General features: G+C 43.2%; 12 protein-coding genes. 8 read left to right on the top strand and 4 right to left on the bottom strand.

All coding sequences use genetic code 11. The features are described 5' to 3' along the window. Positions 1–32 precede the first annotated feature (32 nt). The 3 genes from NSS67_RS25750 to NSS67_RS25740 are packed head-to-tail and all read right to left on the bottom strand — an operon-like array spanning position 33 to position 3,391. The gene (locus NSS67_RS25750) at positions 33–1,205 is read right to left on the bottom strand and encodes a glycosidase (RefSeq protein WP_339316575.1); all 1,173 of its coding nucleotides are present in this window, start codon (positions 1,203–1,205) and stop codon (positions 33–35) included. Then, positions 1,205–2,419: an AGE family epimerase/isomerase gene (locus NSS67_RS25745; RefSeq protein ID WP_339316574.1), complete on the bottom strand. Its 1,215-nt coding sequence runs from the start codon at positions 2,417–2,419 to the stop codon at positions 1,205–1,207. Before NSS67_RS25745 ends, NSS67_RS25750 begins: the two co-directional genes overlap by 1 nt. 6 nt (positions 2,420–2,425) lie before the next feature. Continuing rightward, positions 2,426–3,391, bottom strand: a complete 966-nt coding sequence (locus NSS67_RS25740; RefSeq protein ID WP_339316572.1) for a 1,4-beta-xylanase — start codon at positions 3,389–3,391, stop codon at positions 2,426–2,428. 305 nt (positions 3,392–3,696) lie between these two features. Between NSS67_RS25740 and NSS67_RS25735 the strand changes: the two genes are divergently transcribed. The 8 genes from NSS67_RS25735 to NSS67_RS25700 all read left to right on the top strand — a co-directional run bounded on the left by NSS67_RS25735 (position 3,697) and on the right by NSS67_RS25700 (position 14,508). Continuing rightward, a complete protein-coding gene (locus NSS67_RS25735) occupies positions 3,697–4,476 on the top strand; it encodes a response regulator (RefSeq protein WP_339316570.1) in 780 nt (259 codons plus the stop codon). Positions 4,477–4,796: 320 nt separating this feature from the next. Next, positions 4,797–6,164 carry an extracellular solute-binding protein gene (locus NSS67_RS25730; protein WP_339316569.1) on the top strand — a complete coding sequence of 456 codons (1,368 nt, stop codon included), beginning with the start codon at positions 4,797–4,799 and terminating at the stop codon, positions 6,162–6,164. A 131-nt stretch (positions 6,165–6,295) separates the two neighbouring features. Next, positions 6,296–7,177 (top strand): sugar ABC transporter permease, encoded by an 882-nt coding sequence (locus NSS67_RS25725; RefSeq protein WP_339316567.1) that lies wholly within the window; start codon positions 6,296–6,298, stop codon positions 7,175–7,177. Between the two features lie 3 nt (positions 7,178–7,180). Beyond that, complete coding sequence (locus tag NSS67_RS25720; RefSeq protein ID WP_339316566.1) at positions 7,181–8,014, top strand: carbohydrate ABC transporter permease; 834 nt, start codon at positions 7,181–7,183, stop codon at positions 8,012–8,014. Positions 8,015–8,086: 72 nt separating this feature from the next. Then, the gene (locus NSS67_RS25715; RefSeq protein ID WP_339316565.1) at positions 8,087–9,118 is read left to right on the top strand and encodes a glycoside hydrolase family 130 protein; all 1,032 of its coding nucleotides are present in this window, start codon (positions 8,087–8,089) and stop codon (positions 9,116–9,118) included. A gap of 301 nt (positions 9,119–9,419) precedes the next feature. Continuing rightward, positions 9,420–10,382 carry an alpha/beta fold hydrolase gene (locus tag NSS67_RS25710; protein ID WP_339316564.1) on the top strand — a complete coding sequence of 321 codons (963 nt, stop codon included), beginning with the start codon at positions 9,420–9,422 and terminating at the stop codon, positions 10,380–10,382. A gap of 47 nt (positions 10,383–10,429) precedes the next feature. Continuing rightward, positions 10,430–12,502, top strand: a complete 2,073-nt coding sequence (locus NSS67_RS25705; RefSeq protein WP_339316563.1) for a methyl-accepting chemotaxis protein — start codon at positions 10,430–10,432, stop codon at positions 12,500–12,502. Positions 12,503–12,699: 197 nt separating this feature from the next. Beyond that, a complete protein-coding gene (locus NSS67_RS25700; RefSeq protein ID WP_339316562.1) occupies positions 12,700–14,508 on the top strand; it encodes a penicillin-binding protein 2 in 1,809 nt (602 codons plus the stop codon). Here NSS67_RS25700 and NSS67_RS25695 read toward each other — a convergent pair. Further along, positions 14,469–15,659, bottom strand: coding sequence for an AI-2E family transporter (locus NSS67_RS25695; RefSeq protein WP_339316561.1), 1,191 nt, complete (start codon positions 15,657–15,659; stop codon positions 14,469–14,471). The genes NSS67_RS25700 and NSS67_RS25695 overlap by 40 nt on opposite strands. Positions 15,660–15,772 lie beyond the last annotated feature (113 nt).

Here is a 15,772-nt window from a genome sequence, read left to right as displayed (position 1 = left end):
CCTTTTTCATGTATAAGTTTAAAAGCCAAACCCTAAAGCGCTAAATTACGATCAATGAGGGCGATACGTTGCTGCACACAAGCATAAGAGCGAAGGGGATCTTCTGGTGTGTTCAGAACATAATCTAGCATTTGGTCAACGGTAGTTGTAGCTACATGGATACGAGTATCCGAGGAAGCGTAGTAAATATAGATCTCACCGTTATCGCGTGCAATCACACCATTACAGAACACGACGTTTGAAACATCGCCGACACGTTCTTCACCGTCGGGTGCGATGAAATGACCACCTGGTGAATGCGTGACTTTGTTTGGCTCTTCAAGATCTGATAAGAAAGCATAGAGAACGTATCTGAGTCCTGCAGCTGTGTTCCGTACGCCATGAGCAATATGCAGCCAGCCTTTTGAGGTTTTGATTGGAGCTGGACCTTGACCATTCTTTACTTCCTTGATGGTGTGGTAGTGGCGTTCATCCATGATTGTCTCACTAGTAATCACAGCATTCTCAATTGTATCCGAAAGTCCCCAACCAATCCCGCCACCGGAGCCTGCATCAATAAAGCCATCCTGTGGACGAGTGTAGAAAGCATACTTTCCGTCTACAAATTCAGGGTGGAGCACGACATTACGCTGCTGAGCTGAACCAGTTTTGAGATCGGCCAGACGTTCCCAAGACTTCAGATCCTTTGTACGAACAATACCACATTGTGCTACTGCGCTAGAAAGGTCACCGTGAGGAGCATCTGGATCCTTGCGTTCTGTACAAAAGAGACCATAGATCCAGCCATCTTCATGGCTTACAAGGCGCATATCGTAGACATTAATATCAGGCACTTCTGTCTCAGGCAGCACGACTGGATGATCCCAGAAGCGGAAGCCGTCCACACCATTGTCGCTTTCAGCCACTGCGAAGAAAGATTTGCGGTCGTTACCTTCAACACGTGCAACGAGATAGAATTTGCCGTTCAGCTCAATGGCACCTGGGTTGAATACACCGTTAACACCGATTCTTTCAGCAAAGTATGGGTTGGTGTCAGGGTTAAAATCGTAACGCCAGACTAGAGGCGCGTGCTCTGCGGTAAGCAGTGGATTAGCATAGCGCTCATAAATACCGTTACTGTATGGAAGTTTATTATTTTTACGAGTAACCAAAGTCTCATATCGTTCTGTTAGTTGTTGTTTGCGTTCTTGAAATAATGATGTCATTATCCAGTCTCCTTTATAGATGATTTCAGTCGTTCGATCATTTCAAAACAGGCTCTACTATTATGATAAGGACACTTCCAGGCGCTAACCTTTGGAGCATGAGCTAAAGGCTGATAATTCTCATCTACACTCCAGTACCACTCGCCTAACTTATGATCCACCATATATTTATCAATAAAAGTCCAGGACGCTTGAGCGGCCTCATTAAATTTACTGTCACCGGTCAGCTGATAAGCATTATAGAATCCAACAACCGCCTCAGCTTGCGGCCACCAATCTTTTTCTTTGCTCAGCAAGCCGTTCGGGCCAGCTTCATTCCAAATTCCACCGTCGGTATCTATGCCTTCCGCAAGGACAGCCTCTGCCATGGAGATAGCTACTGCACGTACACGATGGAGTAGTTCTTCATGTCCAAGTGTTTCTGCGGCTTCCACTAACAGCCAGCTGCCTTCGATATCATGTCCGTAGGAGATAATATCTGATTTCACATTCCATGCTTCATCTAAGAAAAGATGAAAATGCTTGCCTTCCTTATCAATGATATGATCCAGCATCGTTTCGATTAGCTCAGCCAGCTTACTTTCCAGCTCTTCTGACTTCCATACTCGATACAGTCCCGTATACGCTTCCAACACATGTAGATGAGTGTTCATAGATTTTTTCTCGTTCATATCTTTACTGCTAAGGCTGAGATTATCTGTGATTTGCCATTCCTGAGATAAAGCTTCGATATAACCTTTATAAATAGGATCATAGCCATATTTCTCAACAAGCTGGAATAATTTTATCGCTTCATCCAATGCCTCTGGGCGTTCAGTTGCATGATAGAATTCGGCCAGTGCGTAGATTGCAAAAGATTGCCCATAGATCTGTTTTTTTTCCTGAGAAGGATTGCCCTTAGCATCAACCATCCAGTATAATCCGCCGTGTTCCTTATCGATGAAATGATCCATAAGGTAGGTATAGGCACGTTCAGCCATAGCTAAATACTCTGACTTACCGTAGAGGCGGTAGGCGCTCGCAAACGACCAGAGAATGCGGGCATTAAGCACAAGGCTTTTCTCCGCCTCAGGACGAGTGTTCAGCTGATTGTCGATTTCACCAACAAAGCCACCGTTTACTTCGTCCTTCGTCTGTTTCATCCAAAAACTGAGAATGTTACCGTGTAGCTCATCCTCAAGCTGAGTCAGCCATAATTCTGGTGAATTAATCATTGGTAATTAGTCACTCCTCTTATTACTTTTTGATTTCAGGGTGAAATATTCGTTGATGATCCCAGCGGCTTGCTTGCCATACATACAATAATCATCATTCTGTGCTGCCTCTTGAATAGAATAAAGATGCGTAGGCCAATCCCAGAGCATAAAGCCCTGAACCCAATCTCTGTTCTCACAGCTCTGAAACATTGCGCGATAGAATTTGCTTTGTTCCTCTTGATCTGGTTCTCCTTGTAAGGTCCAATCATTAGGAATTGCTGCACTGCCACTCCGGCTTGGGCATCCCGCTTCCATGAAAAAGAACGGCTTATTCTGTGACTTCACCACACGCTCAATCCGGTCAAGCTGAGCTTCCCAGTCGCTATCCGGATAATATCCGCTTGAAGATATAACATCGAGCGCATCCCACCAGGTTACGTTATCTTCCTGATACTTATCGCAATTATAAGTAAGAATACCTGAGTAAACCTTCCGGACCTCGGCAATAAGCGTACGCCATTCGGCTTCACGTCTATCCGTTTGTACAAGCTCACAGCCGATACAGAACATTTCGCAGCCCGTCTCTTCGGCGATAGCCGCATAATGCAGAATGAATGTAGTGTAAGAGCTGAACCAATCAGACCATTTAGGCTCGCAGGGAACATCCTTGTCAAAAAAGTTAATATGTGCGCGCCAAGTCCCGTCAGCACAATTTACTATTGGCTTTAAGCATACTTTTAGCTGTAGTGACTTGGCTTTGTCGATAGCCCATTTAACTTCTTCATCGCTAACAGTAGGTTCTTCCCAATAGGGAATTTCCGTAGAATGAGGGGTAGCTTGAAGCGCACTAAGAGCAATGGCCGTCCATTTCGCTCCGGTGACTGAAGACATTAATTCCATTGATTGTTCAGCTTCTTCCGTTTTCCATGAACCACGCATACCCGAGAAACCCCAGGTTACACCTGCAATGTATTCGTTGTTAAATCGCATCGAGAATCCCCACTTTACATTGAAAATATAGAAAAGAGAAAAATCAGAATCATTCACTTTTGTTAGAAAGTTATTATTATATTGTTAGTTTTTAATAACAACTTAATCTAGTTATATACCTTTTCGAAGATGATTTCAAGGACATTTTATAGAAGCGGCTGGGAAATTTGAATAACTTTCGTTATAGTAAATACAAGACTATAAATGAGCGTAATCGTACATTGACGTAATTCGTGGGAGAATATTATTCATGATGATAGCGCAATTATAATAACTGGCGGATACAACTGGAGGGAATTACTCAGATGATAAATGTTATGATTGCGGACGACGAGGAAGTCATTCGCAGGGGGCTCGAAAAAATTACATCCAGAATGGAGCTAGACGTACATGTAATTGGGTCCTACGGAAACGGGCTGGAAGCCTGGGAGCATTTTGAAAAGTTATCCCGAGATGACATTGATTTGCTTATTACAGATATCAAAATGCCTAGAATGGATGGTTTTAAGCTGATTGAACTAGTTAGGGGACATATGGAGGATATACCTATTGCAGTCCTTAGCGGTTTTAGTGAATTTGAATATGCTCGCCAAGCGATCCGTCATGGGGTGATGGATTATTTGCTTAAACCTATTGATAAAACTCAGCTATTTGAGCTGCTTAAAAGAGTAGAGGATGGAAAGAAAAAGAACGCGATAGAGCAGGAGGAAATGTTCTCACAAGCTGTAGAGGGTGGAGAACATTACGTCGTTGAGCAGACTAAAAGCATACTGGAGAGGGAGTATGATCAGAACTTCGAGCTTGAGCGCCTAGCGGAGAAAGTGGGCATGAACGCGAGCTATCTCAGCCGTTTGTTTAAAGTGAAGACGGGACAGACGATTACGGATTATCTGATTAGAATTCGTATTTCTAAAGCAAAGGAACTGCTGATGGAGCATCCTGACTTGAAAAATTATGAGATTTCCGAGAAGGTAGGCTATAGCGATCCTGTCTATTTTAATAAATTGTTCAAGAAAATATGTGGTATGACACCTAAAGATTATAAAAGCGGCTGTAAATTCTCGAAAATTGAACGTGAGTTTTAGACTTATATAGGAAGCTATTATTTTAGGAGAGCGATAAGCTCTCTTTTTTTGTGGCCTTCTTTGAAAATTCAGATAACAAAATTATTATAATAAAAACAAAAATAACAAACACAAGACCAGAAAAAGCAATTGAAACCATCGTTTTACGTTGATGATAGATTTATAATGGGTTTGTAAGCGATATCATCACTCGTTTTCACGAGTTATTCATTAATTGTGGTATTAATAAATACTCGTATAAAGTATTGGTGATGATAAAAGTTATTATTTTGTTATTTATAAAAAATTAGATTCGAAACGAAGAGAGGGGTCGTAAAAGCATGAAAAAAGGCAAAACAATAGTGAGCTTAATGGCATTGACACTTGTTGCAGGATTGTTTAGCGGTTGTTCCTCAAACAACAACACCAACAATGAGGCTAGCAAAAACACAGGAAATGGCGGTACCACAGAGGCGACTGCAACTCCGGCTGATGATACAGCAGCCAAAGATATTAAAGGGAATATTACTGTTATTACCCAAAGAACGGATATTGTTGATACCGTATTCAAAGAGTATGCAGCTAAGTTCAATGAGAAATATCCCGATGTGAAAGTAAGCTTTGAAGCGCTTGCTACTTACGAAGATCAAATTAAAATTCGGATGAGCACTAGTGACTACGGCGACGTTCTCTTGTTGCCTACAAGCATAGCTATTAAAGATATTCCTGATTTCTTCGAACCGCTCGGTAAGCTCGAAGATTTGAGCAAGCAGTACACAGGTGTGGAAGAACGTGCAGTAAACGGAATGGCTTACGGTATTCCAATGACTATCAACTTTAACGGTGTAATTTATAATAAACAGGTCTTCAAAGACGCTGGAATTACTGAGGTGCCAAGAACCCCTGAACAATTCTCGACTGCTCTGCAATCCATTAAAGATAAAACAAAAGCAGTTCCTTTGTACACAAACTATGCAGCTGGCTGGACATTGACTCAATGGGAAGCGGATCTGGCTACAGTTGCCGGCAACCGTGACTATGTCAACATTGGACAAGTTGCAAGTGACGATAACTATGTTCCAGGACAACCACATTACGAATTGTACAAAGTTCTGTATGATGCTGCTCAAAAAGGTTTGATCGAAGAGGATCCAACGACTTCAGATTGGGAATCTTCCAAAGCTGATCTTGCGAATGGAAAAATCGGTACTATGGTTCTTGGATCTTGGGCGATTGGTCAAATTAAAGGTCTAGCCGCTAATCCTGATGACGTTGGATTTATGCCATTCCCAACCAATGCAGAGAAAGTACTTGTACCTCTTGCTGGTGACTACAATCTGGGTGTTAGCATTCACAGTAAGAACAAAGAAGCTGCAAGAGCATGGGTGGATTGGTTCATCAATGAATCTGGCTATCCTACTACCGAGGGTGGCGGTATGAGCCCGGTTATCGGTGCGGAGCTTCCAGAAATTCTGAAACAATATGAAGGCACTGAAGTAACATTTGATACACTTGCAGCTGCTAAAGCTGGCGAAGAAGGCTGGTCTGATGAAATTGACAAACAAGCTGAAATTGGTGCTTGGCAGCCAGACTTCAAGAAACGCATTATTGAAGCGGCGATCGGTAACAGAAAAGAATCCTATGACGATATCATGAAGGATCTAAACGATAAGTGGAAAGCTGCCCGCGCTAAAGTCACAGCACAGTAAAAACTATAAGTATTTCTTAATGCTATAGGCTGTAGCGAATGTGGGAGGGGAATATGCTACCTGAGCATTTCCCTCTTCACATTTAAACAAGTTTTAATAAATGAGGAAGCTTTCTTCTGGAGGTGTATCGGGTGTTCAAGTTTTCAAATTTGAGTTATAAAAATCAACGAATCGCGATTATATTCTTGTTCTCATTAGTACCGATCGTATTACTGCTCACTTTTGCTTATTATCCAGTTATTAATATGTTTCGGTATAGCTTCACAAGTTGGAATGGACTAAGCAAAAATATGGAGTATATCGGGTTTGAGAACTACAAGACCATTTTTACGAATCCTGAATATTTTTCTGTCTTTAAAGTCAGTTTGTATTATTTCTTTACCACTTTTATTCAGATGGGGCTTGCCTTATATTTCGCAACGATTCTAAGTTTTAGTGTTCGTATGAAAAATACATTCAAAGGGATTTTGTTCTTTCCAACCTTGCTAAACGGTGTGGCGATCGGCTTTATTTTCCTTTTCTTTTTCAAACCGGATGGAACACTGGATACGATTCTTAACCTACTCGGACTCAGTGGTTTACAGCAGAAATGGCTTCTCAATCCGAATTTGATAAACTTTTCGCTTGCCGGCGCATCACTTTGGAGATATATGGGAATGAACTTCCTGATCTTTCTTGGAGCTATTTCCTCTATCGGTAAGGATGTTTATGAGGCTTCTGATATTGACGGTGCAAATAGATGGCATCAATTTATTCATATTATTATGCCAAGTATCAAACGAATTCTGCAACTGAATCTGATCCTCGCTATTAGTGGTGCAATTGGTGTATTTGAAATTCCGTACGTCATGACAGGCGGCTCTAACGGAAGTAGCACATTTGTTATTCAGACGGTAGATGTGGCTTTCAAATACAGCAAGGTTGGATTAGCGTCAGCGATGGCCGTAGTATTGCTTGGAATTGTATTATTAGTTACCATTCTGCAGCGCGTTCTGATCAAGGAGGAGAAATAAACTATGCATTCTGTAAAATATACCACTGCTAGTATATTCAAATATCTCACCTTGATTTTGGGAGCACTTGCAGCATTGATACCTATCGCAGTTGTGTTTTTCGCTTCATTAAAAACTGGATCAGAATATGCTTCTACAGGACCCCTAACTCTGCCTGAAAATTGGCTGAACTTCTCCAACTATACTAAGGCTTTTGTAGACGGGAAAATGCTTCTGGGCTTTAAGAACACTGTTATTATCGTTGTGATTTCCATTGTGGGCGCAACGCTGACCGGTTCGATGATGGCTTATATTTTATCCCGTTTTAAATTTAAAGGCAGTACGATTCTAATCAGTCTGTTTCTGGTTGCTACTCTGATTCCGGCCGTAACTACTCAAGTGGCCACTTTCCAAATCATTAATCACCTGGGCTTGTTTAATACCAGATGGGCACCAATCGTCATGTATCTGGGTACGGATATTATCGCTGTTTATATTTTTATGCAGTTCCTCGATTCGATTTCGGAATCACTAGATGAATCCGCGATGCTAGACGGGGCTTCTTATTGGACGATTTATTGGAGAATTATTTTGCCACTGCTGAAACCGGCAATTGTAACTGTAGTTATCGTGAAGGGCGTTAATATTTATAACGATTTTTATACTCCATTCCTTTATATGCCGAAAGCAGATCTACAAACGATCTCTACAGCATTGTTTAAGTTTAAGGGGCCATATGGATCTCAGTGGGAAGTAATATGTGCGGCCATTATGATCGCAATTATTCCGACATTGGTTGTGTTTACCGCGTTGCAAAAGTATATCTACAATGGATTTTCGCAAGGTTCAGTGAAGTAGATTACTAGATTTAATAACATTACTAGATAAAATTGCAACCTGAAAAGTTGCATACATTTGGAGGGAATACTAATGAGTAAAGTGAAATTGGTTGGAGCGAGTGCAAATAACATCCCGAATATGCCTTGGCAGGATAAGCCTGCTGGCTACGAGAATCCGGTTTGGAGACATGATGATAATCCGGTTATCAAGAGAAATCCTGCAAAAGGTGTGGCTCGTATTTTTAATAGTGCGGTTGCTGCTTATGAAGGTAGTTTTATCGGAGTATTTCGTGTAGAAGATAACACAACTCGTCCACATCTACGTATGGGACATAGTGTTGACGGTCTGGATTGGAAGATTGATGATGAGCCGATCCAATTTATAGATGAAGAAGGTAATCCTTATCAGCCGCGTTATGCTTACGATCCTCGTCTGGTTAAGGTCGAAGATACATTTTATATTATTTGGTGTACTGATTTCTACGGAGCAGCAATAGGTGTAGCTAAAACGCAAGATTTCAAAACATTTGTAAGCTTGGAAAATCCGTTCCTACCATTTAACCGTAATGGCGTGCTGTTTCCAAGAAAAATCAATAATAACTTTGTAATGCTATCCCGTCCTAGTGACAGCGGTCATACGCCATTCGGTGATGTATTCCTTAGTGAGAGCCCTGACTTCGTATTTTGGGGTAAACACCGTCATGTGATGAGCAAAGGTGGCCAAGGCTGGTGGCAAAGTGTCAAAATCGGCGGCGGACCTGCACCGATCGAAACTTCTGAAGGCTGGTTGATGTTCTACCATGGCGTAACCGGAACCTGTAATGGGCTAGTTTATAGCATAGGCGCAGTTATTCTAGATATTAATGAGCCATCGAAAGTGAAATATCGCTCAAAGAACTTCGTATTAACACCGGAAGAATGGTACGAGGAAAGAGGTTTTGTAAATAACGTTCTTTTCCCTTGTGCCACACTGCATGATGCAGAAACCGGTCATATTGCCATCTATTATGGCGCTGCTGATACGTATGTAGGCGTTGCTTATACAACAGTTGAGGAGATCGTTAACTATGTTATCGAAACTCATGAAGAGGTTGGCGACGATGCGGGTTTAGGCAAAATTTAATGGGGTGAACTTAGGGGGAACAACCTTTAGGTGCGAACCCCTGTTTATTGCAGAATATGCAACAGAACGACTCAATATCGTCCGGAAAAAGGAATCTATTGCACAAAGTGCAGCCAAAGAGCAGAGAGTGAGTACTATAAACTCATTCATGAGACGCCAATAGATCTAGGCTGAAGCTGGATAGTTGCAGAAAGTGCAACTATCCAGCTCTTGATATTAGTAGAAACTAACGGAAAATCCGGTACTTCGGGTTTTCCGTTTCCATTATTTTTAGGTGAACAACCTTAAGGAGGATCATATTTTGGGAAGCGACATGACATTGTCACAATTAAAGCAGTATAACGGAAGCAGTCCAAAGCCGGATGATTTCGATTCATTTTGGGAACGGGCTCTGCGTGATTTGGACGCACAATCACTAGATTATGAACTAGAGCCTGCGGAGTTTGTCAGCGAACTGGCGGAATGTTTTCATCTGTATTTTACCGGTGTAGGTGGAGCAAGAATTCATTGTAAATATGTAAGACCAAAGAAGAAGGTGCAAGAAAAAGGCCCTGGTGTAGTAATGTTCCACGGATATTCCTGTGACAGCGGGGATTGGATGGAGAAGGTGACTTATGCGGCCCATGGGATTAGCGTTCTAGCAATGGATTGCCGGGGACAGGGCGGACTTTCCGAGGATAACCTTACCGTAAAAGGGACAACCATTCGTGGACACATCATTCGCGGCATTGACGATCCTAATCCAGACAACCTTTATTATCGTAATGTGTTTTTGGATACAGCTCAGACCGCTCGAATATTGATGTCTATGAAAGAGGTTGATCCAGCACGTATAGGTGCTTTTGGTTTATCTCAAGGTGGGGCACTTACTGTAGCATGTGCAGCATTAGAGCCGCGTGTGAGCATGGCCGTTCCTGTGTATCCTTTTCTATCAGATTATAGACGGACTTGGGAGCTGGATATCACTACGTCAGCTTATGAAGAAATTAACTATTATTTCCGCTTCTTTGATCCCCATCATTTGCGTGAGGACGAGATTTTTAATAGACTTGGTTACATCGATATTCAGAATCTCGCGGAGCGAATTCAGGCCAAAGTGTTGTGGGTAACAGGGTTATCCGATACGATTTGTCCCCCTTCAACGCAGTTTGCGGCATACAACAAAGTACTAGCGCCCAAAGAGCTTATGGTTTATTATGAGTACGGTCATGAGTATTTACCGTATCTTGCAGATCGGGCGTTACAGATGTTCATGACCTTGTAGATAAGAAGCCAGTAGGCATAACAGACGACACGGTGGTGAATGATTAGATGAAGGTACAAGTGAAAAAAGAAAAAAGGCCATTCCAGCTGCATCCATCCAAATCCATTGGGGTGCGGCTTTTTCTCATCTTCTTTGTTTCGACAATGGTGCTCGTACTCTCGCTCGGCTACACTTCCTATTCCGTAGCTAAGCATACGATCGAGACTAATGCGCTGTCAGCCAATCAACAGACAGTCGTCCAAACCGCAGAGAAGTTTGATGTGGAATTGCTACGTTATGAGGATGGTTTAGAAAGAATCCTTTACAACAATGACATTCAGCATGCACTCAATCAAGGGAATAATCCCACCACAAGCAATGAAGAACGTAAGGTACTGTCTAGCCAGATTAGTACGGAGCTAAATGATTGGCTCACTGCTTCAAACGGTGTAGAGGCCGTATATCTCATTCCTATGAATGAGGGGACTCCAATGTCTTCTGCGGGCAAAAAAGACAGCGCTTTTATTGAGAGTTTCAGAGAATCCTCATGGTTTAAGCAGCTAGAGGAGAAGCCACAGAGTTTATGGATTCCACGTACATTACAGGGGCAGGAAGGAAATACATCAGGAGTTGTTCATTTGGCGAAATCGATTGCTGGTGAATCTAAAGGTTCGGGATACATAGTCATTAACGATATCAGAATTAGCGATTTAGAAAATCATCTTCGTAAAGTTGATCTTGGACCAAGCTCCTACATGCAATTGCTGACAACTAAGGATGAATTGATCGCCTCCTCCCAGCAAGTGGGGACGGATACATATTTAAATCTAGGAGGAACGCTTCTCAACGGTTTGCAGAATACGGCAGGGTCATTGCCAACTAAGGATGAGAAGGGGAAATCCATATTAGCTGTATATGGAACACTAGAAAACTCGGGATGGAGATTACTTGGTGTTGTTCCGGCTGAGAATTTGACGAAAGACGCGCTCCGGATTCTCAAGACTACTTATATTATTGTTGCCTTTGCCGCTGTTATCGCCATTCTGATGGGCTACTGGATGGTCAGAATGGTTTCGCGACCATTGAACAGACTTAAGAATCTGATGTCTGAGGGAGCCGAAGGGAATCTGGGGGTGCGGACGAATATCACCTCACGTGATGAGATCGGTCAGTTGTCCAGTTCCTTTAACATGATGATGGAACGGATAACAGAGCTGGTTAACCATACGAATGAAACTGCTCGGAAGGTAATGGAAACTGCCGATGAGCTCAGCGGTGTTTCGCGTAAGACAGCTGCTGCGGCAATGGATATTGCCTCGGCAACGGAAGAAATAGCGGCTGGTGCAGGTAGTCTGGCTTTGGAAGCCGATCGTGGTAATGAGCTGACGGGGCAAATTTCAGTGCAGATGGATGTGGTCAATTCGGCTACGCACGAGATGGATCACACCGTACACAGCATCGGTGAGCTCAGTGCGGAAGGCTTTAACAGGTTGAAAGAACTACTAAATGAGACGAACATGACTGGAGTGAAGACCAATCAGCTTGTTAGGAAGGTTAATGAGCTGACTGAAACAGCATCTTCTGTTATGAAGGTTCTTAATGTCCTGCAAAACATTACACAGCAGACGAATATTTTGTCTCTGAATGCAACCATTGAAGCAGCAAGAGCAGGCGAGGCTGGTCGAGGATTCATGGTGGTGGCCGATGAAATTCGCCAGCTCGCGGATCAATCGAAAGAGTCTATCGCTGTTGTGGCAGAAATAACAGATACCGTTATGAGAGATATGAACGAAACGGTTGTGGTCCTTTCGGAAGTTGCGCCGCTCTTTAATCAGCAAATGACTTCAGTGCAGAGCACTAGTGAAATCTTCGTATCTGTGCAGGATCAGATGCAGCAGTTCATTGCCCGTCTGAATTCTGTAACTTCGTCGATGGACAGCTTGAGCCAATCGCAAAAGGTTCTATCAGATTCGATGTGTAACGTAAGCTCTATAGCTGAGGAATCGTCAGCTGCTTCTCAAGAGGTTGCATCTCTTAGTGGGGAGCAACAAAGTGTAAGCGATCAATTGGTGGAGCTTTCTGTGAAGCTGGAGGATGCATCCTTACAGTTAAGGGAGAAATTGTCGAAGTTCAGCGTGTAGGGTAGATAACAGAATACTGTAAGAAGAACCGCTTTTTCCTTTAGGAGAAGCGGTTTTTTGTATATATAAGAAAGTATAAGTATGTAGCCAGTATAAAATATATTTTTACTTCCGATGTTGTGAAGGCAAATTTATGGAGATTCTAATGAATGTAGGTAGGACATAATAGGTGTGGAGTTTGATCAGGAGGGAAGACATTGCGTAATAACAAACACCGTCGTGTATTCAGCGGTCTTCTTATTTTATCGGCGGCTGTAGCCGTGTTGATCCTTAGGCTGGCGTGGGTTCAACTAATTATGAAGGAACAGACTGTTCCTGGAACGAAATATACACTCTCTAAGATGGCTGAAATTCAGAGTGAACGGGAGACTGTGCTCGACAGCGGGCGGGGTCGGCTGTATGACCGTAAGAGTGAGCCGCTTGCTGGGGAAACCATTTGGACTGCGGCGTTTTTTCCACAAGAGGAGAAGACTAAGAAATCTGTGACGAAGGTTGTTTACGAAGAAGATAAACCCATGCACCGACTGGCCGCCATTCTGGGTGTCAGCTATGAACAACTGTTGAATAAGCGTTCTTCCCTTAAAGAACCTTTGCTCTGGCCATCATCGGTGGGAAAAGGGCCACTCGAACTTACACCGGCGCAAGCAGAAGAAGTAAGTGCGCTGGGTATCGATGGAGTAGGCGTACTCCCTTTTGCACGCAGATATGATGGGAATTCTTCAGGTCGGCAATGGCTAGGATATTTATCAGAAGCCGTCGTGCATGCTGGAGATAAAGCTTCACCTACGGGTCTTAGAATTCCGATGACAGGCACGGACGGATTAGAAAAGACGCTAGAGCCATTGCTTCAAGGTGTAGGTCATACTGAGGCTTATGCTCAAGTGGATGCGCGCGGGAATCGCTTTCCAGGCAGCCCCATTCAAGTTAGGGCTCCAGGCAATCCCTATTATCCTCTGTCTTTATATACAACGATTGATAAAAAGCTTCAGGAAGGAATCGAGGAGCTAGCGCTCAAATCCGGAATGAAAGAAGGAGCCGTCGTGGTGTTAGACACCGGAACGGGAGATATTGAAGCGATGGTATCTTTACCCTTCTACAACCCAGAGAAGATATCTCCTCAAGGGGGCGAGTGGAATAATCGGGCGCTTCAGGCAGCCGTTCCTGGATCGATTTTTAAAATCGTTACAGCCGCCGCAGCGTTAGAAGCTGGAGTGACCTCTGCTGACGAGCTCTTTTATTGTTCAGGGCAATATGAGAAATATGGACTCTCGTGTCTGAAAGGAAAAGGACACGGCCCCCTTACGCTAGAGCAAGGATTCGCCGTGTCCTGTAATACTGTATTTGCTGCTTTGGCTGAGCGCTTGAGCGGAGTTCAGCTTCAATCGACTGCACTCGCGCTAGGACTCGGAAGAGATATTAGCTGGCAAGCAGAAAAGACGCTTGGGTTTCCACTCCTAAAACCACTATCTGGAGAGCAAAAGGGAACCATATTTACTACATTGCTTCCAGATGATAAGGGAGCCAGGGTGCAGACTGCAATTGGACAACGAGATGTACAAGTTACGCCTTTACAAGCAGCTAATCTTATTGTAACGCTTCTGCATGGGGGTGAAGTAAGGGCGCCGAGAATTTTGCAGCGAGTAACATTCGCGAACGGGCAGAAGCTGGAGGAGCTGCCTGGACATTTATCCCCTTCATCGGCAGGGACAATCTCTGAGTCAACAGCCCGCCAGTTACTGTCCATGATGCGCAAAGTAGTGACGGAAGGAACCGGAACCCGCCTACAAAGCACACACTGGCCCGTTGCAGGTAAGTCAGGTACAGCACAGACGCTAGTTAAGGGTGTGGCTCGTAACAATCAATGGTTTATCGGCTATGGTCCGGTGGATCACCCAAGATATGCGGTATCAGTCGCTGTAGAGAATGTTGCTCCAGATAGTCCGCATCTTGCCATTAAGCTGTTTGGTCAAGTATTTGATTTGTTATCGGTTTCTTCAGAAGCTTGAGGCTCTGGAGGAGTAGGAGTAGCCTTCCCCTTAGTTGAAGGGCCGTTTGCAGCAAAGGGAGACACGATAAACTCCTCCTGAGGCAGATAGATCCAGCTCTGAAGATATCCTTGTTGAATCAGTTCTTTAATCAGAATAAGCAGAATCGGAGATAAGATCAGACCAGCTACACCGAAAGCGGATGTTGAGATAAGGACGAAGGACAGCATCAGAAAAGCAGACGATACGCCAATCGAATTCCCGGTAATCTTCGGCTCGAGCAGTTGTCTTACAATTAGTACTATCGCGAGAAGTACGATTAGACCGATTGCTAAAGAGGTATTGCCAACAATGAACAGATAGATGATCCAAGGGACTAAAATCGTTGTAACACCAAGGAGCGGCAAGACGTCAAATACAGCACAGATAAGCGCCATAGTGATCACGTTGCCGGTCCTTAGAATGAATAGGCCGATCAGTACGATAACAAAGGTTATGCTGATCAGAATAAGCTGAGCTTTCAAATAAGAGCCGATGGCCTTAAAGACGTTTCCTTGTAAAAAGGCATAGGCGGTTTTAAATGTTTTTGGCATTTTGTCATGGGCAATCTTGCGCCAATCTTTAATCTCCATGCTAAGAAAAAAAGCCAAAATAATGGCGATCCCAAAATTGGCCATGAAGGAGGAGAAGGATCCGAGAACTCCGACCATATACTTTAGAAAAGTTACAAGCCATCCTGTAAGGACGTTAGTGGCATCTTTAAAATATCCATTCACTTTGTCGGTAACGTCGGGCGGCAAGCTATCGATTTTTTGCTGAAGATAGTTTGTGGATTCCACGAAATGTTGTTGTACCACATTTGTATACTTAGGGAGATTATCTTGAAAGTGAAGAGCTTGGATGGTGACCAATAGTCCAGCGCCAAATAACGTACCCAGAAGAACGATGAGAAACAGAAGCACTGAGATCGCAGAAGCGAATGGTTTGGCAAGCCCCCGACGGTTCAAGAAACGGGCAAGCGGTTCAATAAGCAAAAATACAAAAAAAGATAGGAATACAGGTGCAGCTAACTGATACAATTTACTGAAGGCGAACATCACCAGATAGACCGTGAGGACAATTAATCCAATGTCGAAGAACGTGCGCCAATATTTTTTGTATAACGGCAGCATAGATATAAACAACTCCCTTTTTAAATTGTTGATATGTCAGGTTGAATACATTGTACATGATTTTACTTAAAAATCGTCTATTTCTTTGATACATGTGTTAAAATAGGGGGTAA

It is taken from the genome of Paenibacillus sp. FSL R10-2734, from assembly GCF_037963865.1.
GTDB lineage: Bacteria > Bacillota > Bacilli > Paenibacillales > Paenibacillaceae > Paenibacillus_AQ.
The sequence above is the reverse complement of the archived record's forward strand: the minus strand, read 5'-3'. Positions and strand labels throughout refer to the sequence as shown.